Below are 24761 nucleotides of genomic sequence, written 5' to 3'. Positions count from 1 at the left end.
TTGTTTCTTTGATTAAGTACTATTTCGATATAATTAAATTACATTATACGAATATTTCATTGCACTCCCCATATATCATCTTTCAAAACCTATCAAAAATTACCTTATACTATAATAGAGTCGTTACCTTATGAAGATAACCCCATCGGTTAAACTTTATGTTAAATTTTTTTGTTATTTAATGATCAAACCCTTGTAAGATCACTTTCAAAATCATTGAAACTAAATTCTATGTTGAATTAAAACAAAAAGGGGATATTTAACATTTTAAAAGGCACAAGATTGTTCTTGTCTACTTGTGATAAGGAATTTCTAGTTCTTTTTCATTTCAGCTAATTCAACTATCTACTATATTTATGGATTTAAAACCCCAAAAACTCCAAAGAAAAGTAGAAGGTCGTTTTGATACTAAAATTAGAGCTAATGGAAACTACTTAACGAATGGTTGGATTGTTGAATAAGTTGAGTAGTTTGAATTTTCATTATAAAATATAATATAAAAGGTCAAGGCTTTTAAAAGCTTTGGCCTTTTATACTATATCCCAAGAAGATTTTTCCACTTAACATCCATTAGAAAAGGGGCAGTTCTTTGATAGGTATAGTTTTATACGGCTTGTTTTATATAACAATTTTAGTGTTTTGCATTTATTATTTACCTATAATAGCAAAAGATTTAAAGAGCATTAGAGACTTCAATCAGAAAAACCAAGAGTTGCTAGTTCAATTATTGAAAGAAATTGAAAAACAGAATAAAGATTAACATTCACTAATATAAAAAAGGGTCTATTTTGGAAAATTAATCAAAATAGATCCTTTTTGTTTGGTTAGTTTGTCTCATTTATAAATAATATTGAAAATAACCTTACCCGTCCCAAAATGTACACCTTATGAAACAATCTCTCCATCTCTTCCAAACCACTTCATAAGGTGTACAATCATAATTTTGAAGCCCAAAATAATAAATACCAACTTTTGAAGTGCTTTCTGTCAATTAGTCAGTTTTCCAAAAATACAATTAAACAACGTGAATCCCATATTTATATGGAATTCACGTTGCTTCTTTTAAAATCCTTATCTCATTATTTATAAACATACATATCTTTACAGAGAAAACATCTAGCTAAATTATATATCAATCAACTACAGAAAAACCCCTCCACCACAAGGCAGAGGGACTTTCTAATTACTATTTTAAGCTACCCGCAATCTCCGTAAAGATAACCCCAAGCGCATGTGCACCTGCATCTGGATATCCTAAGCTTCTTTCACCAACTGTACCCGCGCGACCCATGCGAGCTACGATTTCTTTCGTATACTCTGCTCCTTTGACCGCTGCTTCTGCTCCTTTTTCAAAGGCAGTTTTCATATCTTCTTCGCTTGAAGCGCTAGCTAACCAAGAGTCAACACATGGAGCAAGTGCGTCAACAAGTGTTTTATCACCAACTACTGCTCCTCTACCGAACGATCTTTCACCGATAGATTGTATGCCTTGCAGTGCTGCTTGCAACATTTCAGCGAATTCTTTTACTGTTAACTCACGCTTCTCTCCTGCTGCTTTACTAGCTGCGCGGAATGCACCGCCCCAAATTGGACCAGATGCGCCGCCGCAATGTTCCATAATAATCATGGAACAACCGTCAAGGAATGATCCAATCGTCACGTTCTCTTGATCTACAATCGAATGCCACTCACGTTTTAATTGCTTAAATCCTTTTGCCACACTCATTCCGAAGTCTCCATCACCAGCATGCGTGTCTAACTCACAGAACGGTACTTCATTTTTAATAATAATATCGCTCATTTTATCAACGAGATAAATCATGTTGTTTAATGTAATGACATTATTTTTAATAACAGCGTGCTCTTCCGCTGTTTCTATTTCAAAGGAAACTTCCTTCTCTTCTGTCTCTTCAAGTACATTCACGTACTCTACACTTTCAACCGGTCCATCTACTTTAAACGCAGGTGTATTACACTCTTTAGATAGTAATGTTTTTAGCTCATCGTCTAATTTCATTACTGTTAAAGACATACCTGCCATATCGATACTCGTCATATAGTTACCGACAAATACTCTATTAATTTTAATGTTTCTAGCAGCTAATTCTCTCGTAACTGCGTTATTAAATAGGTAAAGTTCTTGTAGTGGAGTTCCGCCAAATCCATTGACTAGAAGTGCAATTTCCTCGCCGTCTTTTACTCCTAAATCTTTCATTAAATCATTTGTCATACGGTTTGCTAATTCATCTGCTGACATCGTTTTCTCACGCTTAATTCCTGGTTCACCGTGAATACCTACGCCGTATTCCATTTCATCTTCCGCAAGTGTGAAAGTAGGTGATCCGCTCGCTGGAACTGTACAAGAAGTTAGTGCTAAACCGATTGTGCGCACGTTAGCCGCTGCTTTTTCTGCGATAGCTTTTACTGCACCTAACTCCATACCCGCTTCCGCTGCTGCACCGGCAATTTTATGGACTAAAATAACGCCCGCAACGCCGCGGCGTCCTACTGTATACAGGCTATCTTCTACCGCAATATCATCGTCCACTTTTACGTAGTCGACTTCAATTCCATCTTCCGTCGCTAAATGCGCACCGTTTTTGAAATTCATAATATCGCCGCTATAATTTTTAATAATTAATAACGTACCTTTTTTACTAGCTGTCTCTTTAATTGCTTGGTATACCTGAATTTGCGAAGGTGACGCAAACACATCTCCGCACACTGCCGCATCTAACATTCCTTTTCCGACTAATCCTGCATGTGCTGGCTCATGACCACTACCGCCGCCGCTAATTAACGTTACTTTGTTTTCGTTCATTTCTTTCTTCTTAATGACTTTATATTTTTTCAAAAGCTCAAGCTCTGGGTGCGCCATAACCATTCCGTTACACATTTCCATTACTAATGTTTCTGGTTTGTTTATAATCTTTTTCATTGTAGTTCTCCCTCAATTCCTTTAATATATTGTGATATATTTGAAATCTTCTTCTTACTACTCATGTTAAAATGAAAGCGTTTTATAGTAAACGGACAAAATGGACAATCTGTCTAAAGACACCGCTCTCATTTATAGATAGGATTTTCATATTACTAACATTCTAGGGATGATTCAGATGACCTCTTCTATAATTTCTAAAAAGATAATCGCAAATTCATTGAAATATTTAATGGAAACAGAGTCGTTTCATAAAATATCAGTGAGCGATATTATGTTACACTGTCAAATGCGTAGGCAAACTTTTTATTATCACTTTAAAGATAAATTTGAACTATTAAGCTGGATTTATAGAGAAGAAACGAAAGAAAACATTATCGACTTTCTTGACTATGAAACGTGGGAAAACATTTTCGATTTATTATTTGATTACTTTTATGAAAATCAAAAATTTTACCGAAATGCTTTTAAAGTCATTGAACAAAACTCGTTTAATCACTATTTATTTGAGCATACGAAAAACTTATATATGAAAATTATTGATGAATTATCTGTAAGCTGTGGATTCAGCCTTTCTGATGAGACAAAAAATACGATTGCCTCCTTTTATAGTCACGGCTTCGTTGGCACGATTAAAGATTGGATTGAAAGCAAATGCGAAGTAGATCCTTCCATTATGTCTTCTCTCATGAAAAATATGATAAACAATCAATTACTACTATTACTAGAACAATCAGCAAAGTAATTAAAGGGTGGCAAAAGCAATGAAAAAGATTATGAATGATGTACAAAATATTGTTCAAGATATGCTGCATGGCTTTTATTTTGAACATAACGACAAAGTAAATTACGACGAAACAAATAACATCATTTATGTAAAAGATATCAAAAAACTGAAGCAAGACGTCGCTATTATAAGCGGCGGTGGTAGCGGACATGAACCTGCTGATATTGGCTATGTAGGAAAAGGAATGCTTACAGCGGCAGTAAACGGCAGCATCTTCACTCCGCCTACAGTGGAACAAATTATTGCAGCAGCTCGCCTCATGCCAAAAGATAAAAGTATTTTATTCATCATTAAAAACTTTAAAGATGACGTAGCAAACTTTTTAGCGGCAGAACAAATCGCAAAAGAAGAAGGAAGAAAAATTGACCACATCATCGTAAATGACGACGTTTCAATTGAAGATGATGCTTCGTTTAATAAAAGAAGACGCGGCGTCGCTGGCACTGTTTTCGTTCAAAAAATACTTGGTGCGGCCGCTCTTGAAGGTCACTCTTTAGAAGAACTAACAGTACTTGGCCAATCTGTCATCAAAAACTTACACACATTAGGAGTCGCCCTTTCACCTGCGAATGATCCAGTGAAAGGAAAAGCTTCATTCACATTAAACGACGATGAAGTCTTCTACGGCGTCGGCATTCACGGAGAAAAAGGTTACCGTAAAGAAGCGCTATCCTCTTCTGAAATATTAGCGATCGAACTAATGAACAAACTAAAAAGCATTTATCGCTGGAGAAAAGGCGACAACTTCGCCATCCTCATTAACGGACTAGGCGCAACTCCACTAATGGAACAATACATTTTTGCAAATGACATTCGCCGTTTATGTGAGCTAGAAGGATTACAGATTACATTCGTAAAAGTTGGTACGCTGCTAACTTCTTTAGATATGAAAGGTGTTTCGCTCAGTTTGCTTAAGGTAGAGGATTCGGATTGGGTGAAGTGGTTGAAGGAAAATACGGAAACTGCTAGTTGGTAATACAAATAAAAATAGGATGGCTTCAATTGGCCCTCCTATTTTTGTACGAAATTCAGCTATTAAAAAAATTCTGCCCTCAATATGACAGCAAATTTACATCAAAAATGTAAATCCTCATTTCCCTCGTATTTTCCTTTATTAAGTCTTTTTCTTATGAACAATTCTGCAACAATTAAATTGGGTACCCACGCTAACCAAGCAATAATAGCGTAACTAAGTTCAAACCGCTCTATTCCAAATAGAACGATAAACAACGGTAGCCAAATTCTTAATGTAACTGCTCCAAAGGTTAAAGAATAATTTCTAATCATCCAATTCCGATGGTCTTTAATTTTTTTATTCTTAACTCTATTTAATGCTTGATATGCTGATGTTAGCCAAAATACAGATAACAAACCGAAACCTAGCTTCGCTACCAATCCTCCCGTAGCATAAAAAGATAGGTATAGTCCAGAAACGCCTCCTAATAATATACCAACCATATAGATTCTCCCAATTATTCGATGACGGTTGATATTCCTTTCTCTAAATCTAGTGGATAATGTAAAAGGACCAATCACTAATGCTACTATACTAGTTGTAATATGTATAAATAGCATCATATACCAGAACGCACTTAATTTAGATCCAAACATAAGCTTCACTTTTACAAGCCCTGTTTGAAATCCATCCATAATAAAATATTGGATAACAATATAACTAGCTACTAAAAAAGCAAAACAAGTAACTACAAACCAAATTTTCCTGTTCAAATTTTACTGCCTCCCCATTACATTAAGGAATTAGATTATACATTACTGTTCATTCTAGGGAAAATTTGAAAAGCCTTCTTTAATGATCTATTCGACACATTGTTTTTATACTCGAAATCATAGCTTACAGGTATCCAGGATAATAAATGAACATCGCACCTACAAATGAACACACTAGACAAAAAACAGCTTCGTATTTTATGACTAAAGAAGAGTTCGTATCAAGCTTTTTGCCCTCTCTTTTACATATCATTTTAAATAATGCTGTATATAATATTTTATATAATACATACCCAACTATCGCCCCAAGGGTATTCGTAAATAAATCATCAATATCCGTAATTCTATTATTTAATAGTTGATTTAACTCAATTGCCAATGAAAAAAGGAATCCCGCGCATACGGTGTTTTTCATTTTTCTAAACTGCGGCCAAATAGTCGGTAATAAAAAACCTAACGGCATAAACAGTACAATGTTCAAAAGATACGTAGTACTACCTACCGTATCAAATAGAGTCAAGTTGATTTGACTTACACGAATCCACGTTTCATATCTACTTATATCCCATACAGTCGCGATCTGCGTCACCCTATACACTAGCGAAAGGTAGAATAGAAAAACATACACCCACCAAAAATGCCGAATAGATATAGTTCTTTTCGCTTTAAAATAAAATCCAATTTGGAACACAATACAAAACATAATAGTAAAAAAATAAGTATACAAATAACTCATCAAAACTCCTGTATCCATGTAGAATCCCCTAACTTTACAATTTCATCTATGACTTTGTTGTTTATAGGATAGGAAAAACTTTTAAAATAAAAAGTAGGGTAAACATAAAATTTTTCTTAAATCTTCAGTTGGGTTTTATTATTACTCTTCTTAGGAATCCGCCATTGATAGCTAGGCAACAACATGCTTAAACTTAACAATATTATCATTTTTGCACGTAATCCTCGTAATACTTTAACCGATGAAGCATATATAAAATCATGTGAATCGTTTGTTCAGTTAAAACATGAAATTAAGAAATATATGACGTACTATAATCACTCTTGCTATCAATAGAATGTACAGAAAATGACTCCTGTTTGCATACAGAAATCATCTTTTTTAGGGTACAGATCGAGAGCACCTTCTTCCCTTAAAATCACTAAAACCCATTTACAAATCTATAAAAGTAGATATAATATCCTTATGGAACCTTTATTAATTTATAAAGCATTGTCAAATGAAACAAGATGTCAAATTTTATCATGGTTAAAAAATCCAGAAAACCATTTCGATGAAAAACCTTATCTAGAACAAGACCTTAACTTTCAAGTTGGCGTATGTGTAGGAGATATCCAGCTTAAAACTGGCTTAGCCCAATCGGTTATTTCTAGTTATTTATTAACTATGAAAAAAGCAGGCTTACTAGAGTCTGACCGAATTGGAAAATGGACCTACTATCGTCGAAATGAAAAAACAATACGAGAGTTTTCTGAATACGTCCAAAACGAATTATAAAATGAAAGCTAATAATCAATCAGCATACTAATTGATTATTAGCTTTCACACATTCTGCTTTTTTACAGGTATCCAATAATTTTTGTATAAATTGCACTGCCTATAAAAGCAAGAAACATCGAAAGGAGAATTTTTTTTAACACATCATATCTAGTTATTTAGATATCTGTTATTGTATTTCGGATTACATACTCCAGATAATATTGGCATCCAATCACGCTTATAATAATGCTTCTTTGTTAATGAATTTACTTTCAAAATACTGATACGAATGGAGAGTTTTATAAATGAAAAAAGTAAATCCTTTACTTATTCTGACACTCGCAATAGGTGTGTTCGGAATTATTACTACCGAGATGGGTATTGTCGGCGTATTACCACAAATCACTGAAAAGTTCGGAATTTCAACTACACAAGCTGGATTTTTAGTAAGTATATTTGCACTAGTTGTTGCTATTTCTGGTCCATTTTTAATTCTGCTCGTCTCTAGTATTAATCGTAAAATAATTTTATTAACAGCAATTTTCATATTTGTTATTTCAAATATAATCTACGCTTATACAACACAATTTGAAATCATGCTTATTTTTCGTATTTTACCGGCAGCGCTTCATCCACTCTTCTTTTCAATCGCTCTTGTAACAGCTGCTAAACTTGTCCCTCCAGAAAAGAGCGGTCAAGCAGTTACAAAAGTTTTCATGGGAATTACTGTTGGCTTTGCTTTAGGTGTACCACTAACCTCTTACCTTGCAGACCAATTTTCACTCGAAATGGCTTTCTTATTCGGAGCATTCGTTAACACTCTTGCATTCATTGGAATACTACTGCTACTTCCTTCCATGCCTGTTAAAGAAAAAATGTCTTTCGGCAAACAAATTCGTATACTCGGCAAACCAGGATTATGGTTAAATATTTTAACCGTCACATTCCTTTTTGCAGCCATGTTTTCCGTATACAGCTACTTCGCTGAGTACCTTGCAAAAGTAACTTCCATGAATGGATCTCTCATCAGTATCATGCTATTCATATTTGGTATAGTTATGATTTTAGGTAATCATTTATTTGGTGGTCTTCTGCAAAAAAGCATAATAAACACTGTAATATCATTCCCTATTCTATATTCTATTGTTTACATATTGGTTTATTATTTAGGTTCCTACCTTGTTCCAATGATTTTTATAGTATTCATTTGGGGAATCGTACATGCTGGTGGATTAATTGTTGGTCAAACATGGTTAATAAGTGAAGCTAAAGAAGCACCTGAATTTGGTAACAGTCTATTCGTTTCGTTCTCAAATCTCGGAATTACTTTAGGAACCACTATTGGGGGCTGGTTCATTTCAAACTTAGGTATTCACCAGCTTATTTGGAGCGGCTTTATATTCACACTACTCTCATTTCTATTAATTATAATAAAACTAAAATTTTTCAATTCTAATAGCCAGGCTTCATTATCAAGCTAGTACATTTTCAGTTCCAAATTCGATAAAAAACGTTATAAATTCTTCTTATAAGATTTTATTAATTAAAAAGTATAATGCTCAAAGCCTTTAGCCATAATTACGACTAAAGGCTTTTTTGTATATAAAGTGAAACTTTAATCAGTGGGGGTTTTCTTCATCCCCCACTGATTATCAGCCCTCACCAATCGGACTTTTATGAGCAGTTGATCCCCCACCTAACTTCTTTGCTTTTGCTGAATTTTGAGGTGGGGGTCTTACTGCCCATTAAAGCGGGATAAAAATAATTCTAAAAGGAGCTAATTTTATGGAACATAATCAAAATGGAGTACTTGCTTTAATTGTTTTGTTTTTAGGATTAGTGTTTTTTGTTAGTGGAATGGTTTATCATTTATGGGGTTCTTTTTAATCGTATGATTGTAATCACTCATAAATACCCTCACGTATATCGTTCCTTTATTAATTTCAACGTTTAGACAGATACATAATTCCAAAACTAAAACGTTTATTGCAATTATCGATATGGAACATTTCCCAAAACAACTTAACATGGTAAAATAATATTCGGACGGGAGTCCAATATTATTAAAATTAAGATGGTTCAAGTCGGAGGAAGGCACCTTAGGGTGTCTTTTCTTTATTTTCAAAAGGACCTGCTCAATTATTGTGTAAAAAACATAAAGTAAGTTGAATCCATTAAAATACATGAGTGACCCCTTGTTTTCCCCTCTTATTAAAGGAGGAACTATTATGGGATTTGGTGGTAGTTGTAGTAGTGGTTGTGGCGGCGGCTTTGCTTTACTAGTTGTATTGTTTATTTTATTGATCATTGTTGGAGCTTCTTGCTTCTGCTAAAAAACTATCGGAAAAGACACTCTTATATGGGTGTCTTTTCTTTGTAATAAAAAGCTTTCTATAAAGGAGGGTTTTTAGGTTTTTAGGTTTTTAGGTTTTTAGGTTTTTACATTCAAATCATCCAAATTAGTTATTTACACAGCACCTTATTCCTTCTCATCCCTCATACTGTAATACCCCAAATTAATAATAACCAAGAAATATCCACCCATAATTCCCGCAGCAAATGTCCACATGAATTCACGGTGTTCAATTTCATACATAATAATCGCGCCGAGTATTGCGGCTGCAAACCGATTTATCATTCCGAGCATCGGTGCTTTTTCTTTTTTTACAATGCTATCCCCAAACTTTTCAATACGCCTTCCTAAAATCCAGGCGCAGTACATACTCACCAAAAGGCCAATGCTTATCCCTACAAACTGGGCTGGAAAAGGTGTCACAAGCCACCCTAATAACATTACGCCTAGTAAACAATACATTTGTATGTTGAATGATCTTAATGCCATACGAATCATGTTCTGTTCCTTACCTTTCTCTTTAGTCCCATCTTTCGGACTTCAAGCTTTCCGATATATCTTTTTTAAAATGGGGGAATTTGATTTTGCTTACCATTAAATAAGCGAGTACGCATGTGCCAAACGCCACGGAAACTGGATTATTCAGGAGGCATAAAATAAGGAGACACATTGCCGCAAATGGAATGGGCATGCCGATAAATGTTGGGAGTTTGCTTTGTTGCGTGTTAAATCTCGCAAGCCGCAGCATTCCGCAAATACTATAAGCAAGTGCACATATCATCCCGATAGACTGCAAATCTTTTAACGCGACACTATAGGCAAGAATAGACGGCGCCACACCAAAGGTAACTAAATCCGCAAATGAATCTAACTCTCCGCCAATTTCCGAAACAGCATCCAGTTTCCGAGCAACTATACCATCAAACAAATCAAATACCATACCTGTAATAATGAACATGACTGCACCATACATATCTTGAACGAAAACAGAATAAATGGCCAATATCCCACAAATAAAATTAGCTATCGTCATCATATTTGGTATGTAACTCATCACACGCTTCTCCTCCTTTCTACTCATTACCTCATCTAAGTTCTTACTCATTACTATCAAGATCCTTCTGTTTTTCTTCCAATATCACTTTATTTATTTTCGTTAATGTATCCGTCATTTGTTCTAAAGCACCGATATCGATTTTAGAAAAATACTTCTCAATTAATACATCATCTAACTCAGACAACCGCTCTATATACTTACTACCGTTTGGACCAAGCGTAAGGAAATACTCACGTTTATTGTTAGGATTAACTTGTTTCGAAATCATCTTCTGTTTTTCTAATTTCGATAAAACTTGGCTAACAGCACTTTTTGATATATTAAAAGTAGTCGCAATGTGATTTGCTGTCGTGTTTTCATTTAAATTAATATGAAATAACATACTCTCTTGCTGTCCTGTAAGACCGTACTCATCTTTCAACTCCTGAAATAGTAAAATGTAGAATTCATTATAGGCTCGGTTCATTTCATTAATTACTTCTTTATACGTTCTCGTCATAGCGTTCTTCCTCCATGCTGTTATTTTGTTTTATTTAATAGTTAAGTTCACTTAACTTAACTATATTATACCGTTATCTTTGTGTAAAGGGAAATCAATTTCCATACTTTATTCACAACGAAAAAAGAAGACATCCATTAAGATGTCTCCCTTTCATACTTAAGACTCCAAGCTCCCACCATTCGTCTCAATTACTTCTTTATACCAATCGAAGCTTTTCTTCTTCGATCTGTTTAATGAGCCTTTTCCTTCATTATCTTTATCAACGTATATATATCCGTAACGTTTTTTCATTTCTCCAGTAGAAGCACTTACAAGGTCAATTGGGCCCCAGCTTGTATACCCGATAATATCTACTCCATCTTGGATGGCTTCGGACATTTCAATCATATGCTTTTGCAAGTAATCAATACGGTATTCATCATTCACTTCGTCTTCACCATTTAATTGATCGATTGCACCGAGACCATTTTCAACGACGAATAACGGTTTTTGGTAACGATCGTAAAGTTGGTTCGCTGTAATACGGAAGCCTTTCGGATCAATCGTCCATCCCCACTCTGATTTTTCAAGATACGGATTTTCAACAGAACCGAATACATTTCCGCTCGTTATACTTTTTAATACTTCTGGATCTGTACTTGTTGCTCGGCTTGCATAGTAGCTAAATCCAATATAATCAACTGTATGTTCTTTTAAAATTACCTCGTCTTCTTTTTCCATTTCAATTGTTACATTGTTATCTGTAAAGAATCGTTTTGCGTATCCAGGATATGCTCCTCTTGCTTGTACATCAATGAAGAAGAATGATTCACGGTCTTGTTCCATCGCGCGTTGGATGTCATCTGGATTACATGTATATGGATACGTTGCACCAGCAGCAAGCATACAACCGATTTTTGCATCTGGAATGATTTCATGACACGCTTTTACAGCTAACGCACTTGCGACAAGCTGGTGATGCGCCGCTTGATACTGAATTTGTTTTTTATTATCGCCTTCTTTAAAGGCTAGACCTGCTCCCATGAAAGGTAAATGTAAAAGCATATTAATTTCGTTAAATGTCATCCAATATTTCACTTTATCTTTATATCTATTAAAAATCGTTTTTGCATACGTCTCGAAGAAGTTTACAAGCTTTCTACTTCTCCAGCTTCCATACTTTTCTACTAAATGAACAGGCACATCAAAGTGAGCCATCGTAACGACTGGTTCAATACCGTGCTTTAATAGTTCATCAAATACGTTATCATAAAACTGTAATCCTGCCTCATTTGGATTTTCATCATCACCATTTGGGAAAATACGTGTCCAAGCAATAGATACGCGTAACGCTTTAAATCCCATTTCTGCAAATAGAGCGATATCTTCTTTATAACGATGATAAAAATCAATTGCTTCGTGTGATGGGTAAAACTCCCCTTCTACCGGTGTAAAGGAATGAATATTTCCTTTCATAATGTCCCAGCGGTTTTCACCAGTTGGTAATAAATCAACCGTCGTTAATCCTTTTCCGTCTTCTACATATGCGCCTTCAACTTGATTGGCTGCAGTCGCTCCACCCCATAAAAATCCTTTAGGAAAAATCACTTTAGACATATAGAAAAACTCCTTTATATAAGAATGAACGAGGAAAGGTATTATAAGTTTTAAAGAATACCTTTCTTCGTTTGAACCTGTATGAAATGTACTACTATTTAACTCCTAACTTTAGTAAGGAATCTCCTGCTTGTATCTTTTCTACTTCTGTTTTTTTCAAGCTATATTTATCATAATTTGTAACAACAACTGGTGTTGTCACAATATAACCCGCCTTTTGAATTTCAGCTATATGAAACTCAATAAGTAATTGCCCTTTTTCTACTCTCGCTCCTTGTTCAATATGAGAAGAGAAAAATTCGCCATTTAATTTCACAGTATCCATCCCAATGTGGATTAAAATTTCAGCTCCTGAATCCGATGTAATTCCTACTGCATGATTCGTCGGGAAAAGCGCAGAAATCGTACCTGAAACTGGTGAAAACAACTTTCCTTCTGAAGGCTCAATCGCAACTCCTTCTCCTAACGCACCTGATGCAAATGCAGCATCGTCAATATTTTGAAGTGGCATAACTACACCATGGAAAGGACTAAATATTACCTCATCATCGCTTGATGCAGCAATTTTATTACTTGTTTCCTCTGTTTCTGTAGATATTTGCTTTTTCGTAAAACCAAATAAGTAAGTCAAAATAAAACCTACTACTAAAGAAACAACCATTGAAACAATTGCGCCCCAAAATCCAGCTGTAATTCCATCTTTCGGACTAATAAATGTCGGAAGCGTAAATATACCAAGTCCGCCTGTCATATAAGCTTGTGTACCAAATACGCCAAGTATTGCGCCGCCAATTCCTCCAGCGATACAGCTCATAATAAACGGCTTTTTAAGAGGAAGTGTAATACCATAAATCGCCGGCTCTGTAACGCCGAAAATACCTGAAATAAAAGCTGGAATGCTAAGTGTTTTTAATTTCTTGTCTTTCGTTTTCATCCAAACACCAAGCACCGCTCCAATTTGAGCAAATGAGGCAGCAAATATAAGTGCTAATATCGGATCAACACCGTTTACTGCTAAATTGTTATAGCCAATCGGAACAACACCCCAATGAAGACCGAATATAACAAGCACTTGCCAGAAAGCACCGAGTAAAGCACCCGCTACTAATGGGCTTGCATGATAAACCCAAAGCGTCGCCTGTCCTAAAAACTGCCCTGCCCACGTCGCAATTGGGCCAATAACGAGAAATGTAACTGGTACAACGATTAGTAACGTTAAGAACGGTAGTACAAATGTTTTCACAACATCCGGAATCACTTTCTTTAAAGACTGTTCAACTCTCGCTCCAAAATAAGCAGCAAGAATAATTGGAATAACTGATGATGCATAATTCATTAAAATAACTGGTATTCCTAAAAACGTAATATGAATTGGTGATTCAAACATCGTCCCCGCAAATAGCGTATATAATGGCTCACTTGCTTTTAAACCGGATAAAGCCGGATACACTAACGCTCCCCCTATTGCCATACCGATGAATGGTGATCCTCCAAATTTCTTACTTGCTGTATATCCTAAGAAGATCGGGAAGAAGTAAAATAGCGAATCGCCTACCGCATTTAATATTTGATACGTTCCTGACTGTGTACTTAACCAGCCTAACGCCACAAATAGTGCATTAAACCCTTTAATCATCCCTGTTGCAGCTAACACCCCTAAAATAGGAGTAAAAATGCTAGAAAGAATATCTATAAGACTACTCTTTTTCTTCTCACTCGCACTTTCTTCCTCTGTTTCTTGAAATCCCCCGGCAACAATAACCGCTTTATACACGTCGGATACATGGTTACCAATTACAACTTGATATTGTCCGCCGCTTTTCATAACAGTCACAATATCTTCCATGCCCTTCAGTACTTCCGTATTTGCTTTCCCCTCATCTTTTAACTGAAATCGTAAGCGAGTTATACAATGTACAACGCTATTTATGTTTTCTCTTCCCCCAACATGTTTCAGTATGTCTTTTGCCAATTGCTCATACTTCATAGTAATTTCCCCTCCCTACAATCATCCCATTTTTATAAAAGAAAAAACCTAAACTAACCATAACGGTGCGATACATACGAATCACTCCATTACAAGTCAATTTAGGTTTTGCCTGCCAAACAGTAACAATCCCGTTTATTCAATTACATAATTCATTGCGTTTTGTTACACGATGAATGTGCAACGTTACATACACTTTTTCATCTTTTGAAAGATGACTATTATGTGCTTTTTGCAAGTATGCTTCAATCTTTTCTGTACAACAATATGCCTCTTCGTACTTACTTTTTACTTGCTCGTATAAAAAATCATCATCGGCCGAGTTCAATTCCTTCTGCATTAAACGCTGAGCGAAATATCGTAAATGTGTTACAAACCGGCTATAATTAAATGAACTTTCATCTAAGTTCATCTTATAGTGGTACTTTACAACATTTAAAATATCTTGGACGATTTTCGTCATCGCTACCGTTTGTTGCATCGCCGGCTCTCCTTGCTGCGCATTCACGAAATGTAGTGCAATTGACCCTGCTTCATCTTCAGAAAGTCTAAACCCAGTCTCTTCTTCAATGATGTTCAAAGCTTGTAGACCAATTTCAAACTCTTTCTGATAGAATCTCTTAATCTCCCAAAGCAAAGTATTTTTGAGATCCATTCCTTCTTTATGCCGAGTTAAGGCGAAACTTAAGTGATCCGTTAATGTAAGATAAATATAATCACTTAAAGTCCCCGGCAAAACAGTCTTAGCAAACTGAATAATTCTCTCTGTAATCTCTAAATTTTCTACAGGAATTTCAGTAAGTAACCTAGCAAGTTTCTCTGACAATTCTCTTGTTTCTAGCACAAAGGTTTTTTCTATCTTAGATTCATCAATCGCATCGCCAACTTTTTTCTGAAATCCCAAACCTCTGCCCATAAGTACAACTTCTGTCTCATTATCCTTCATCGTACAAATAACATTGTTATTTAAGATTTTATGGATTCTCATATTGTTCCGCCTTCTTCTTCTTAAAGTCACAAAAGGTAATAAAAAAACCTAAACTGATTCCAAAAGCTACACTACACCCGTAGCCTCTAGATCAATTTAGGTTTTGCCTGCCGAACAGTAACAATCCTTTTACTTATTAACTTACCTTTATTATACACAAAGAGTAAGCGGTTGCAATGATAAATTATTGAATATTTTTTTACAAAGAAAATACTAACAATCGATCAGCTGTTGCTTACATTCATTACAAGACTAGTTATATACATCATTATATTTTACAATTACTGTAGGTAACGTATACCTTTCACTACATATATCATTCTGAATAACCAAACATAATCATCTATAAAATTCCATATAGACCCATTACTGGTTAAAATGTTATAATTTAATTACCCTACATAGTTACTCATATCCGGAATGAGGAACTAGCGTCTTATTAAGTAATGCGCATAACTCAAATAAAAAAGACACTTGAAAGTGTCTTTTTTATTTATTTTCATAATAATTATCTCTTTTATAAACAAAATCTATTAAACAACGAAGGAGACTATTAAATGGAGAATACTGTATCGAGAGAACTACGTAACATACGTATATGCCTTATCATCTTGATCATTGTCATTGCGTTTTGGGATCGTGAGAAAACTGTAGAAATTACTGATCATGATAGTGATTCTAGCTTAAACATTAGCAATATGACCCAAGTTAGTGATAATACATTTGCCTATAAAGATGAATCGAATAAAATTAAAATATTCAAATTCAACCCGGATACAAATGAAATAAAGCTAATAAAAGAATTTTATACTAACGAATATGAATGAAATACATGGGACAAAAGGCACCTCAAGGTGTCTTTTTTATTTTCAAAAGGACCTGCTCACGTTTATACGTCAAAACATAAAGTAAATGGAATCCGTTAAAAAACACGAGTGACCCTTTGTTTTCCCCTCTTATTAAAGGAGGAACTATTATGGGATTTGGTGGTAGTTGCGGCGGAGGCTGCGGTTTTGCTGGAGGATTTGCATTATTAGTTGTGTTATTCATTTTATTAATCATCGTTGGAGCTTCTTGCTTCTGCTAAGACTAAACAAACTATCGGAAAAGACACTCTTATATGGGTGTCTTTTCTTTGTAAACTAAAAAAATATGAGAAATGAACCCTCCCATTGAAATTATATAATCCGTATATATGCAATATTACATAAAATCCCTCACTATAAAGTGCTATACTAAAACAGGAGTCGACAATCGTTATTTTCTTCTTATTTTTAAAGCAATATGGATATATCTTCTTAACTTCATTTGGATTGTACAAGCAAAAGAAGACATCGTAATCGATGTCTTCTTTTCTTATACTTTTATGAATTTTTTTGCGAAGATGCTCTCCAAGCACGAAAAGATGTTGGGCGTCCAGAATGAGCTCTTTGCTTTGCAGCAGCTGATTTTTCTTCAATATTCATTGGTTTTTCTTCAATAGTCGCTGGTTTTTCTTCCACAATCACTGATTTTTCTTCAAGAATAGTCACAGCTGTTTGCATTTTTTCCAGCTGTTCTTTTAAAGCTTGCTGTTCAATCTTTAAATCCGTAAGTAATCGTAAAATCATTTCAGAATTGGCCATAAAGATCCTCCTTCCCCCAATACACAGAATAAAATACAATATGTCATCAGCATAATACCCGTGACAAAAATAAGGTCGTCAATTCTCATAAAATCTAAACATCTTTTATTTTTCAAAAGGACCTGCTCAAGTTTATCCGTAAAGACATAAAGTACATTAAATCCATTAATTAATGGTCTTTATGGAAGGAGGAGTTAATATGGGCTATGGCGGTAGTTGTGGTGGAGGCTGCGGTTTCGGCGGCGGATTCGCTTTACTTGTTGTACTATTTATTTTATTAATCATCGTAGGAGCTAGCTGTTGGGGCGGCGGATTCGGCTGCTAATAAGAGGCACTCTTGAGAGTGTCTTTTTTTTGTGTTTTTTGATGTACAACCCCTTCGCATTGGTAGTTTATCAACGTTAATAGTTAGAAAATAGTATCCTCGAAACTCGCACATTTTAAAATTGACATAGCACTTCATGCACCATATACTGTTAACAACAGTATACTGTCATTAACAGTATTGATTCTAATTCATTCAAGGAGGTATATCCATGAAACATACAGGAAGACATACAGGTGCATTTCTTTTGTTATTTTTGGCAGAAGGTGATAACTATGGCGGGCAATTATTGCAAAAGTGCGAGGAAGAACTTCCAGTTAATCCAATCGATAGCGCCATTTTATATCGTACGCTAAAGAAATTAGAAAACGAAGGTGCAATTGAATCTTACGTAAGTACAGATCATCAAGACAAACCGAGAAAGATGTACAAAATTACCCCTGCTGGAAAGGAACAATTGGCAGGTTTCCAAATAGATATTGAAGAAAAAATGAAGAACTTATCCTTTTTCCTGGGCAAATATAAGGACTTAAAGGATTCCGACCATGATTAATGGCGTAATTCTTTACACTTTAGCCATTATTCTTACGGGGGTTTCTTTTATGAAGGACCGCAATAAAACGAAAAGAGCTCTAATGAAGTCGTGGAAAATGTTTCGCAATCTTCTACCTGCGATGCTCTCCATCATGCTCTTCGTTGGCTTATCGCTTTCTATATTAACGCCGTCTTTCATCTCTTCCATCATTGGGGAGCAATCCAGATTTATCGGCATTGTTTATTCAGCAATACTCGGATCCGTTGCACTTATTCCAAGCTTCGTCGTATTTCCTCTTGGCAATACGTTAGTCCAACACGGCGCAGGCCTTCCTCAAGTTGCGGCACTTATGTCTACACTCATGTCAGTAGGGCTTACAACTTTACCGATGGAACAAAAGATATTCGGACGAAGCTTTGCTTACGCACGTAATGCATCCGCTTTGCTCATGTCTCTCCTATTCTCCTATATCATTTGGATGGTGATGGTATGAAAGAACTAAAAAGATACCGTTTCTTTTTCATCTTACTACTGGGGCTCATTGTATTAACTTTTATAAATCAATCTTTAGGATGGAGCGCATTACAATTAACAGGAAATAGTATTTTAGATATGTTGTTTCTCCTTCCCCCTGTACTACTATTTGTAGGATTACTTGATCAATGGGTGAAGAAAGAAACGCTCATGAAATATATGGGCGAAAATTCCGGCGTATACGGAATCTTATTCTCTCTATTATTAGGCGGCATTGCAGCTGGTCCTCTCTACGTTGCCTTTCCAATTGCAGCACTCCTATTACAAAAAGGCGCCAGCATTCGGTACATCGTATTTTTCTTAGGTGTTTGGACAACTGCGAAATTGCCGATTCTCGTGTATGAATTCTCTTCATTTGGCACTACCTTTACACTTATTCATGTTGGTTTTGGTTTAGTATTCTTTTATATAATGGGGCTTATTTTTGAGAGGTTTTATGATCAGGGGCAGTTGCTAAAGTATGATGTTACGGAAGAAATGTAGGATTAACAAACATTGGATAACAGACGCAGAAGATCGAACTGTCATTGTAGAAAAAGATAAACCAACATTAACAACATGTTACCCTTTCCACTACATCGGTGACCCCCAGATCGATATTACTACTACTTAAAAGGAGCTGTCTCACGAGTCATCTTTTGACCATGTGACACCTCCTTTTTATTTTAGAAACATTACCATAACCTTAACTCGATACAGTATAATAAATGTACAATAAAAAATTCCATATTTTGTATTACACTATTTTTTGGAGGTGATTATCTTGAGTAAAAACGTGAATTTACTTCTTCAAATAGTAATTGGAATTATAATCATGATCACGCCCATTATCATCATAGGGTTGACGTATGATGGATCGACAGCTATGGGCAACTTATTAGTTGCAGAATTTATAATGAGAATACTATCCCTCATTATCGGCCTTTTAGTCATTAGTAAAGCTTTACATCGTTATTCTCAATAGTTATTCATACTAAAAAACAGACAATACATACACCACATTTTCCTCGGCTGTTTGAACTATTATTACGAAAGAAATATAAAAAGACATCTTAAATCGTAAAGATGTCTTTTTTATATAAAGTGAAACTTTAATCAGTGGGGGTTTTCTCCATCCCCCATTGATTATTAGCCCTCACCAATCGGACTTTTATGGGCAGCCCGACCCCCACCTAACTTCTTTGCTTTCGCTGCATTTTGAGGTGGGAGTCTTACTGCCCATTAAAGCGGGATAAACCTTAATTTTCGTTCTGTAAAACCCCCTTTACTTCTACTCCCTTTTTCTCTTCTTTTAAAAACAACGATACGATAAAGGCAACAATGATAAAGACTAACCCCAATGTAAATGCACCTTGGAATCCTGAAGTTAAACCGTTTAACTTCTCTACTGGATCCATTGGATTTGCGGAGCTTTCCATATAGCTAGTTGTTCCTGAAGACATTTTCGAAATAAAGATAGCTGTACCAATTGCGCCAGCTACTTGTTGCAACGTACTAAACAGTGCTGTTCCGTGCGGATATAAATCTGGTGTTAATTGATTTAAACCGTATGTTTGTGCTGTCATGACAAACATGAGTCCAACCATTAATACGCTATGCATGACAATAATTTGTACCATTGATGTGTCAGGCGTAATGCCTTTAAATAAGAACATTGCAATCCCTACTAATACAATACCAGGAACAATAATAACTTTTGGACTAAATTTATCAAATAGTTTACCTGCGATTGGTCCCATTATGGCGCTAATAACACTTCCCGGAAGCATGATAATTCCTGATTTAAAAGCTGTCACGAGTAAAACTGTTTGCAGGAACATCGGTAATAAAGTCATCGTTGAAAATAACGACATCATCACAATGACAATTAATCCAACTGATAATGTAAACATCGGAACTTTAAATGCTCGTAATTCTAAAATTGGATTCTCAATTTTCAATTGTCGAACGACAAAAATACATAATGAGATAAGCCCAACAAGTAAAGTCCCATACACTTTCGCATCAGACCATCCTAAATCACCCGATGCACTAAAGCTATACACAAGCCCGCCAAATCCTAATGTCGATAAAACGATAGATAGATAATCTACTTTTGGCCTTGTTAACTCTGAAACATTTTGAATGTACTTCATTCCAATCAAAATTGAAATGATCACGAAAGGAATAACAATGTAGAATAACCAGCGCCAATTGAGTGAATCAACAATTACTCCAGATAATGTAGGACCAATTGCTGGAGCGGACATCATTACAAGTGCGATTAACCCCATTGTGGCACCACGTTTTTCAGGCGGACAAATGATTAAAATCGTATTCATTAATAACGGTGTAATTAATCCCGTCGCTACAGCTTGGACGATACGGCCGACTAATAAAATGGAAAATGTCGGTGCGAATCCCGCAATTAATGTACCGACTAAAAATGTTACCATAGCGATCAAAAACATTTGTCTCGTTGTGAGCCATTGCTGAAGTAACGCTGTAATCGGGACTAAAACACCAACTACTAACATGTAAGCTGTAGAAAGCCATTGAATCGTTGAAGCTGTTACGCCAAATTCTTTCATTAATACCGTTAGCGCATTACCAAGTAACGTTTCGTTTAATAATGCAACCATTGCCCCCAAAAGTAATGCAATTAAAATCGGGGTATGTTTCATATTAGAAGTATCAACTTTGCCACTTGCAGGGCTCTTAGTTGTTATATTCATGTATTGATTCTCCTCCTATTTTTTTACTCCAAAAGCTTTATATAAACCGGAACACATGTAATATAATATACATATGTAGATTAAAAAGGGAGAATCAATTTTCATCCATTGTATATTTAATCTACAAAAAAGGAGAATTGTAGATGAACGATAATGAAAAACAACTTGATTTACGTATTAGACGTACACATAAATTACTATGGAATTCCTTATTTGAATTAATGACGCAACCAAAACAAAAATATAGTTCCATCACCATTAATCAAATATGCGATCGCGCGATGGTACACCGAACAACTTTTTATAAACATTTTGAAGATAAAGATGCTCTATTAGCATTTGGATTTAAACGTTATGGCGAAATGATTGCTGAAATACCGCTCTTAGATCGAATAAGTAAACCATTTCAAGTGATGGAACAATTCCTACATCATGAAGAAATCTGTAAAATATTTGAGGCACAAATGTCCGATGAACAATTCAATAGCCGCATGTATTATTTAAGCCACGAAACAAGAAAACAAGAAACAGAAGCGCTAAATCGCCTTTGTAAAAATCATACGATGCCAAATGATTTAATAACGGAATTTTATTCAGGAGTAATCACCTCATTAAGTGCGTGGTGGTTTCAAAACGAAAGAAAAATTCCTGCAGCAGAAATGGATAGACACTTCCATCAACTCATTAATCGGGATATTTTTCAGTTTGAAGAGGAATAGGACTACACCTTTTCAATTATGTAATCAAATTGACCACAAAATAGGAATATGATATATTTTCCGTAGAATACTATATAAGTATGACATCAAATAAAATGGCATATAATGCGCTAACATCTCTTCCCTAACTGCTACCGCTTAGGGTGGTGGTTATTATAAGCTATTTCTTTTTGCGGAACCCACCCTCACAATACGCAGTTAACTTTATTTCATCAAATGATTGTAAAGATATTATGTTAACAAAACAAATGAAATTTTACATATAAAAAAAGCCCTATGAAAATGGGCTTTTTGCACATACTATTTATTCTCTTTCAACTTCTCTAACTCCCGCTGTACTTCTTCTTGCAAATTTTGATCTAACACTTCTTGTTGATTAGGAGACTTCAAATTATAAAAATAGTTACTAGCAGCTGTTTCTGCTTCTAGTTTTTGCACATAAGATTCAATGCGCGCAAAGCCTTTCGCTGTACTTTCTGTATGGAAAGAATCAATTGCCGTGTTGCTTTCTTTTATCGCTCGCGCCGCATTTAATCGCGAAACAAGAACTAGTTCTTTATATTGCAACTCTCCATATTTCTTTTGCAATTTGTCAATTTGTTCATAAAGCGTCGCTGTTTGCTCTTTTGTTATTTCGTACTGCTTTCGATATAGTTCCGCTTTTTTCTCACTCACAATTTTTTCTTGCAGGGCTAACTGTGCCATTTGATCTTCTTCGCGTGATACTGCAAGCTCAGCTTGGCGAGTTCTCTTCGCAATAAGGGCATCCGTTTCTGAAATTAATGCTTCATATTTCTTTTCTAAATAATATTGATGAGCGAGTGCTTTTTGAGCTTTCGTAATTTGCTGTTCTGTTTCGCGAAGATAGTGCTTCAACATGCTAACAGGATTTTCTACCTTATCTAACGTTTGATGCACATCCGCTACCACAATATTTTTAATACGTTTTAAAATACCCATTATTACTTCTCCTCCTTACGAATATTGCGTTCCCATTGATCTAAAATATCTACTTGTTGTACTTGAAAATCGCTGTATAAATCTATATCATTTGTCGTTCTTTTTTCTTTAAACTTTTTATATGCCCAAACAATCGCTGCAACAAATGCAAGCATCGGAAGGACCGGTAATAAACCAATAACTAGGAGCAATATGCCTGTCCACTTTTTAACCATATTCCCTTCAGACTTACGAAGCATGAACCATCCGAAAAGAACAAATCCAAACGCTATCAGGAATGGTATAAAGAATACACCTTCAAATTCTTTTTCATGATGTTTGTCATGATGCTGATCTCGTTCAAAGTTATTAAACTTTTCTTTTTGGGTAACGAAAGCTTCTCCTTCTTTATCGTGAGAAACAGTATACGCCGCTTGCTTATACTTCTCATGATCCCACCTTTCGAACTTCATACTATGTAATCCAAACAATAGTAATACCAGAAGTAACGGAAGGATCAAAGTCCATTTTAACCAACGCAATTTTTTACGTTTATTCTTTTTCATCTGCTCACCACCATCTATCATTCGTTTTGAGATAAGTAAAAAATGTATTACCTCCCCTTATACCTTTGATACATATGAGTGTAAAACTTAGACGTGAGAAGAGGATGAAAGAAACATGATGAATGTATGAGAAATGTCTAAAAATTTTCTCATAATTATTCCAAAACGAAAGAACCCAACTTCTCCATATAAAATAGATAAATCGGGTTATTTTTCCATTATTTCTATTCACTTTAGAAACTCACATACCAATCTTCTTCAGATTCGAACTTTCAATAATTGAATGGAGAAAAAACCGTCGATAAATTTTTATTTCAAATATTCAGAATTAATATTAAAATAAAAATGGGGATAGGGGTATGGGATTATAAATTTTATACATAACGAGGGAATAGAAATGAAACTACAATTAAAAGCGGATTTAATGCTACTACTAGTTACATTCTTTTGGGGTGCATCCATCCTACTTACAAAGCTTGGACTTGATGGCATAGAAGAATATAATTTAATCGCATTACGATTTATTATTGCCTTTCTTTTATCAGGTTTAATATTTTACAAACATTTATTTAAGATCGATTTTAAAACTGTAAAATATGCATTTATATTAGCCTCTGTTTTATTTATTGTTTACATTTTCGCGACGTTTGGTACAAAGTATACAAGTGTTTCTAATGCTGGTTTCTTACTATGTCTCACAGTCATTTTCATTCCGATATTATCAGCTATATTTTTAAAACACATTCCTGAAAAGAAAGTTATAGTAGGAATCATTTTAACGATAATAGGAATCGGCTTATTAACATTAACGAGCGAATTCAAAATCGGTAACGGCGATATATTTTGCATACTGTCTGCCCTATTTTATGCGATCCACGTCATCATTACTGGAAGCGTAACGAAACATGTAAATTCCATTGCACTTGGAGTAGTGCAACTCGGTTTTGTCGGTCTATTTAGTCTTATTTTTTCATTCATTATAGAAACGCCAAAACTGCCTAGCACAACCAACTCATGGCTCATCATCTTAGCTTTAAGCATATTTTGCACAGCAGTCGCATTCATCGTGCAAGTTATCGCCCAGCAATACACGACGCCCACACATACAGGCCTTATCTTCTCATTAGAACCTGTCTTTTCCGCAGGCTTTGCTTTCGTTTTCACGGGTGAAACACTTACTGGGAAAGGATATTTAGGGGCTACGCTTATATTAGTAAGTGTGTTGATTGCTGAGTTGGATTTTAAGAGTTTGTTGCGGCCTAATTATAAGAAGAATATAGAGTAAACATTTCACTATAATCAATAAACATACCCTAGTAAAATATGAGTTTATATTATTCTCATGCTCTTCACTTAGATTTTCTTTTTAGATG

The 24761-nt window shown here is 35.2% G+C and carries 27 protein-coding genes and 1 pseudogene; 15 read left to right on the top strand and 13 right to left on the bottom strand.

All coding sequences use genetic code 11. The features are described from left to right. Window positions 1–1186: 1186 nt before the first annotated feature. On the bottom strand, window positions 1187–2938 hold the full coding sequence (dhaK, locus tag KVT31_RS10215) for a dihydroxyacetone kinase subunit DhaK (protein WP_088095379.1): 1752 nt from the start codon (window positions 2936–2938) through the stop codon (window positions 1187–1189). A 178-nt stretch (window positions 2939–3116) separates the two neighbouring features. Here dhaK and dhaS point away from each other — a divergent pair, with 178 nt between their 5' ends. Both dhaS and dhaQ read left to right on the top strand, forming a co-directional pair. Continuing rightward, window positions 3117–3683 (top strand): dihydroxyacetone kinase transcriptional activator DhaS, encoded by a 567-nt coding sequence (dhaS, locus tag KVT31_RS10210; RefSeq protein WP_000204220.1) that lies wholly within the window; start codon window positions 3117–3119, stop codon window positions 3681–3683. 19 nt (window positions 3684–3702) lie between these two features. Further along, window positions 3703–4701: a DhaKLM operon coactivator DhaQ gene (dhaQ, locus tag KVT31_RS10205; protein ID WP_088095378.1), complete on the top strand. Its 999-nt coding sequence runs from the start codon at window positions 3703–3705 to the stop codon at window positions 4699–4701. Between the two features lie 98 nt (window positions 4702–4799). Here dhaQ and KVT31_RS10200 read toward each other — a convergent pair whose 3' ends face one another. Then, the gene (locus KVT31_RS10200; protein WP_088095377.1) at window positions 4800–5453 is read right to left on the bottom strand and encodes a DUF2306 domain-containing protein; all 654 of its coding nucleotides are present in this window, start codon (window positions 5451–5453) and stop codon (window positions 4800–4802) included. Between the two features lie 124 nt (window positions 5454–5577). Further along, window positions 5578–6207: a VanZ family protein gene (locus KVT31_RS10195; protein WP_088095376.1), complete on the bottom strand. Its 630-nt coding sequence runs from the start codon at window positions 6205–6207 to the stop codon at window positions 5578–5580. Window positions 6208–6423: 216 nt separating this feature from the next. Between KVT31_RS10195 and KVT31_RS10190 the strand changes: the two are divergent. The 4 genes and pseudogenes from KVT31_RS10190 to KVT31_RS10175 form a co-directional block, all read left to right on the top strand. Beyond that, a pseudogene (locus KVT31_RS10190) lies at window positions 6424–6525 on the top strand (TetR family transcriptional regulator); the annotation flags it as partial. A gap of 129 nt (window positions 6526–6654) precedes the next feature. Further along, complete coding sequence (locus KVT31_RS10185) at window positions 6655–6966, top strand: ArsR/SmtB family transcription factor (RefSeq protein ID WP_000433539.1); 312 nt, start codon at window positions 6655–6657, stop codon at window positions 6964–6966. 287 nt (window positions 6967–7253) lie between these two features. After that, window positions 7254–8429 carry an MFS transporter gene (locus KVT31_RS10180; RefSeq protein WP_078184588.1) on the top strand — a complete coding sequence of 392 codons (1176 nt, stop codon included), beginning with the start codon at window positions 7254–7256 and terminating at the stop codon, window positions 8427–8429. Between the two features lie 747 nt (window positions 8430–9176). Next, window positions 9177–9281 (top strand): YjcZ family sporulation protein, encoded by a 105-nt coding sequence (locus KVT31_RS10175; protein WP_000505689.1) that lies wholly within the window; start codon window positions 9177–9179, stop codon window positions 9279–9281. 146 nt (window positions 9282–9427) lie between these two features. On the opposite strand, the gene KVT31_RS10170 is transcribed toward KVT31_RS10175, so the two are convergent. The 6 genes from KVT31_RS10170 to licT form a co-directional block, all read right to left on the bottom strand. Then, entirely contained in the window at window positions 9428–9799 is a 372-nt protein-coding gene (locus KVT31_RS10170) for an ATP synthase subunit I (protein ID WP_016089066.1), read from the bottom strand. A 22-nt stretch (window positions 9800–9821) separates the two neighbouring features. After that, entirely contained in the window at window positions 9822–10406 is a 585-nt protein-coding gene (gene pssA, locus KVT31_RS10165; protein ID WP_016089067.1) for a CDP-diacylglycerol--serine O-phosphatidyltransferase, read from the bottom strand. Continuing rightward, window positions 10399–10857, bottom strand: coding sequence for a MarR family winged helix-turn-helix transcriptional regulator (locus KVT31_RS10160; RefSeq protein ID WP_088083394.1), 459 nt, complete (start codon window positions 10855–10857; stop codon window positions 10399–10401). Before KVT31_RS10160 ends, pssA begins: the two co-directional genes overlap by 8 nt. 159 nt (window positions 10858–11016) lie before the next feature. Further along, window positions 11017–12456: a 6-phospho-beta-glucosidase gene (locus KVT31_RS10155; protein ID WP_088095375.1), complete on the bottom strand. Its 1440-nt coding sequence runs from the start codon at window positions 12454–12456 to the stop codon at window positions 11017–11019. A gap of 94 nt (window positions 12457–12550) precedes the next feature. Beyond that, complete coding sequence (locus KVT31_RS10150) at window positions 12551–14443, bottom strand: beta-glucoside-specific PTS transporter subunit IIABC (protein WP_088095374.1); 1893 nt, start codon at window positions 14441–14443, stop codon at window positions 12551–12553. A gap of 139 nt (window positions 14444–14582) precedes the next feature. Further along, entirely contained in the window at window positions 14583–15431 is an 849-nt protein-coding gene (gene licT / locus KVT31_RS10145; RefSeq protein ID WP_088095373.1) for a BglG family transcription antiterminator LicT, read from the bottom strand. A 557-nt stretch (window positions 15432–15988) separates the two neighbouring features. Here licT and KVT31_RS10140 point away from each other — a divergent pair. Both KVT31_RS10140 and KVT31_RS10135 read left to right on the top strand, forming a co-directional pair. Next, complete coding sequence (locus KVT31_RS10140; protein ID WP_088095372.1) at window positions 15989–16258, top strand: YmzC family protein; 270 nt, start codon at window positions 15989–15991, stop codon at window positions 16256–16258. 149 nt (window positions 16259–16407) lie between these two features. Continuing rightward, window positions 16408–16518, top strand: coding sequence for a YjcZ family sporulation protein (locus KVT31_RS10135; RefSeq protein ID WP_000505681.1), 111 nt, complete (start codon window positions 16408–16410; stop codon window positions 16516–16518). A gap of 277 nt (window positions 16519–16795) precedes the next feature. Here KVT31_RS10135 and KVT31_RS10130 read toward each other — a convergent pair whose 3' ends face one another. Next, window positions 16796–17056 (bottom strand): hypothetical protein, encoded by a 261-nt coding sequence (locus KVT31_RS10130; protein ID WP_061679467.1) that lies wholly within the window; start codon window positions 17054–17056, stop codon window positions 16796–16798. Between the two features lie 199 nt (window positions 17057–17255). Here KVT31_RS10130 and KVT31_RS10125 point away from each other — a divergent pair, with 199 nt between their 5' ends. The 5 genes from KVT31_RS10125 (at window position 17256) to KVT31_RS10105 (ending at window position 19414) form a co-directional block, all read left to right on the top strand. Next, window positions 17256–17381 (top strand): YjcZ family sporulation protein, encoded by a 126-nt coding sequence (locus KVT31_RS10125; protein WP_000540377.1) that lies wholly within the window; start codon window positions 17256–17258, stop codon window positions 17379–17381. 211 nt (window positions 17382–17592) lie between these two features. Next, window positions 17593–17934, top strand: coding sequence for a PadR family transcriptional regulator (locus KVT31_RS10120; RefSeq protein WP_088095370.1), 342 nt, complete (start codon window positions 17593–17595; stop codon window positions 17932–17934). Beyond that, the gene (locus KVT31_RS10115) at window positions 17927–18409 is read left to right on the top strand and encodes a hypothetical protein (RefSeq protein ID WP_088095369.1); all 483 of its coding nucleotides are present in this window, start codon (window positions 17927–17929) and stop codon (window positions 18407–18409) included. The genes KVT31_RS10120 and KVT31_RS10115 overlap by 8 nt, the downstream gene beginning before the upstream one ends. Then, window positions 18406–18933: a permease gene (locus KVT31_RS10110; protein WP_140392368.1), complete on the top strand. Its 528-nt coding sequence runs from the start codon at window positions 18406–18408 to the stop codon at window positions 18931–18933. Before KVT31_RS10115 ends, KVT31_RS10110 begins: the two co-directional genes overlap by 4 nt. A 280-nt stretch (window positions 18934–19213) precedes the next feature. Continuing rightward, a complete protein-coding gene (locus tag KVT31_RS10105) occupies window positions 19214–19414 on the top strand; it encodes a hypothetical protein (RefSeq protein ID WP_088095367.1) in 201 nt (66 codons plus the stop codon). Between the two features lie 274 nt (window positions 19415–19688). On the opposite strand, the gene KVT31_RS10100 is transcribed toward KVT31_RS10105, so the two are convergent. Next, complete coding sequence (locus KVT31_RS10100) at window positions 19689–21164, bottom strand: MDR family MFS transporter (protein WP_088095366.1); 1476 nt, start codon at window positions 21162–21164, stop codon at window positions 19689–19691. Window positions 21165–21307: 143 nt separating this feature from the next. On the opposite strand from KVT31_RS10100, the gene KVT31_RS10095 reads away from it, so the two are divergent. Further along, window positions 21308–21883: a TetR/AcrR family transcriptional regulator gene (locus tag KVT31_RS10095; RefSeq protein WP_088095365.1), complete on the top strand. Its 576-nt coding sequence runs from the start codon at window positions 21308–21310 to the stop codon at window positions 21881–21883. 300 nt (window positions 21884–22183) lie between these two features. Here KVT31_RS10095 and KVT31_RS10090 read toward each other — a convergent pair whose 3' ends face one another. Further along, on the bottom strand, window positions 22184–22843 hold the full coding sequence (locus tag KVT31_RS10090; protein ID WP_088095364.1) for a PspA/IM30 family protein: 660 nt from the start codon (window positions 22841–22843) through the stop codon (window positions 22184–22186). A gap of 2 nt (window positions 22844–22845) precedes the next feature. After that, window positions 22846–23388 carry a hypothetical protein gene (locus tag KVT31_RS10085; RefSeq protein WP_088095394.1) on the bottom strand — a complete coding sequence of 181 codons (543 nt, stop codon included), beginning with the start codon at window positions 23386–23388 and terminating at the stop codon, window positions 22846–22848. Window positions 23389–23785: 397 nt separating this feature from the next. On the opposite strand from KVT31_RS10085, the gene KVT31_RS10080 reads away from it, so the two are divergent. After that, window positions 23786–24673, top strand: a complete 888-nt coding sequence (locus tag KVT31_RS10080; protein WP_053512723.1) for a DMT family transporter — start codon at window positions 23786–23788, stop codon at window positions 24671–24673. The last annotated feature ends 88 nt before the right edge of the window (window positions 24674–24761 follow it).

Source organism: Bacillus sp. GbtcB14, assembly GCF_019091205.1.
Taxonomy (GTDB): Bacteria; Bacillota; Bacilli; order Bacillales; family Bacillaceae_G; genus Bacillus_A; species Bacillus_A cereus_AG.
This window is presented reverse-complemented; position numbering and strand designations above follow the sequence as displayed.

Bases quoted from the DNA above. Each gene is read 5' to 3' on its own strand.
- KVT31_RS10135 (WP_000505681.1), top strand. From the start codon at position 16,408: ATGGGATTTGGTGGTAGTTGCGGCGGAGGCTGCGGTTTTGCTGGAGGA.
- dhaK (WP_088095379.1), bottom strand. From the start codon at position 2,938: ATGAAAAAGATTATAAACAAACCAGAAACATTAGTAATGGAAATGTGT.
- KVT31_RS10140 (WP_088095372.1), top strand. From the start codon at position 15,989: ATGGAGAATACTGTATCGAGAGAACTACGTAACATACGTATATGCCTT.
- KVT31_RS10110 (WP_140392368.1), top strand. From the start codon at position 18,406: ATGAAAGAACTAAAAAGATACCGTTTCTTTTTCATCTTACTACTGGGG.
- KVT31_RS10185 (WP_000433539.1), top strand. From the start codon at position 6,655: ATGGAACCTTTATTAATTTATAAAGCATTGTCAAATGAAACAAGATGT.
- KVT31_RS10130 (WP_061679467.1), bottom strand. From the start codon at position 17,056: ATGGCCAATTCTGAAATGATTTTACGATTACTTACGGATTTAAAGATT.
- KVT31_RS10080 (WP_053512723.1), top strand. From the start codon at position 23,786: ATGAAACTACAATTAAAAGCGGATTTAATGCTACTACTAGTTACATTC.
- KVT31_RS10150 (WP_088095374.1), bottom strand. From the start codon at position 14,443: ATGAAGTATGAGCAATTGGCAAAAGACATACTGAAACATGTTGGGGGA.
- KVT31_RS10115 (WP_088095369.1), top strand. From the start codon at position 17,927: ATGATTAATGGCGTAATTCTTTACACTTTAGCCATTATTCTTACGGGG.
- KVT31_RS10125 (WP_000540377.1), top strand. From the start codon at position 17,256: ATGGGCTATGGCGGTAGTTGTGGTGGAGGCTGCGGTTTCGGCGGCGGA.
- KVT31_RS10180 (WP_078184588.1), top strand. From the start codon at position 7,254: ATGAAAAAAGTAAATCCTTTACTTATTCTGACACTCGCAATAGGTGTG.
- KVT31_RS10095 (WP_088095365.1), top strand. From the start codon at position 21,308: ATGAACGATAATGAAAAACAACTTGATTTACGTATTAGACGTACACAT.
- KVT31_RS10160 (WP_088083394.1), bottom strand. From the start codon at position 10,857: ATGACGAGAACGTATAAAGAAGTAATTAATGAAATGAACCGAGCCTAT.
- KVT31_RS10090 (WP_088095364.1), bottom strand. From the start codon at position 22,843: ATGGGTATTTTAAAACGTATTAAAAATATTGTGGTAGCGGATGTGCAT.
- dhaS (WP_000204220.1), top strand. From the start codon at position 3,117: ATGACCTCTTCTATAATTTCTAAAAAGATAATCGCAAATTCATTGAAA.
- KVT31_RS10175 (WP_000505689.1), top strand. From the start codon at position 9,177: ATGGGATTTGGTGGTAGTTGTAGTAGTGGTTGTGGCGGCGGCTTTGCT.
- KVT31_RS10120 (WP_088095370.1), top strand. From the start codon at position 17,593: ATGAAACATACAGGAAGACATACAGGTGCATTTCTTTTGTTATTTTTG.
- pssA (WP_016089067.1), bottom strand. From the start codon at position 10,406: ATGAGTAAGAACTTAGATGAGGTAATGAGTAGAAAGGAGGAGAAGCGT.
- KVT31_RS10155 (WP_088095375.1), bottom strand. From the start codon at position 12,456: ATGTCTAAAGTGATTTTTCCTAAAGGATTTTTATGGGGTGGAGCGACT.
- dhaQ (WP_088095378.1), top strand. From the start codon at position 3,703: ATGAAAAAGATTATGAATGATGTACAAAATATTGTTCAAGATATGCTG.
- licT (WP_088095373.1), bottom strand. From the start codon at position 15,431: ATGAGAATCCATAAAATCTTAAATAACAATGTTATTTGTACGATGAAG.
- KVT31_RS10085 (WP_088095394.1), bottom strand. From the start codon at position 23,388: ATGAAAAAGAATAAACGTAAAAAATTGCGTTGGTTAAAATGGACTTTG.
- KVT31_RS10100 (WP_088095366.1), bottom strand. From the start codon at position 21,164: ATGAATATAACAACTAAGAGCCCTGCAAGTGGCAAAGTTGATACTTCT.
- KVT31_RS10195 (WP_088095376.1), bottom strand. From the start codon at position 6,207: ATGGATACAGGAGTTTTGATGAGTTATTTGTATACTTATTTTTTTACT.
- KVT31_RS10170 (WP_016089066.1), bottom strand. From the start codon at position 9,799: ATGATTCGTATGGCATTAAGATCATTCAACATACAAATGTATTGTTTA.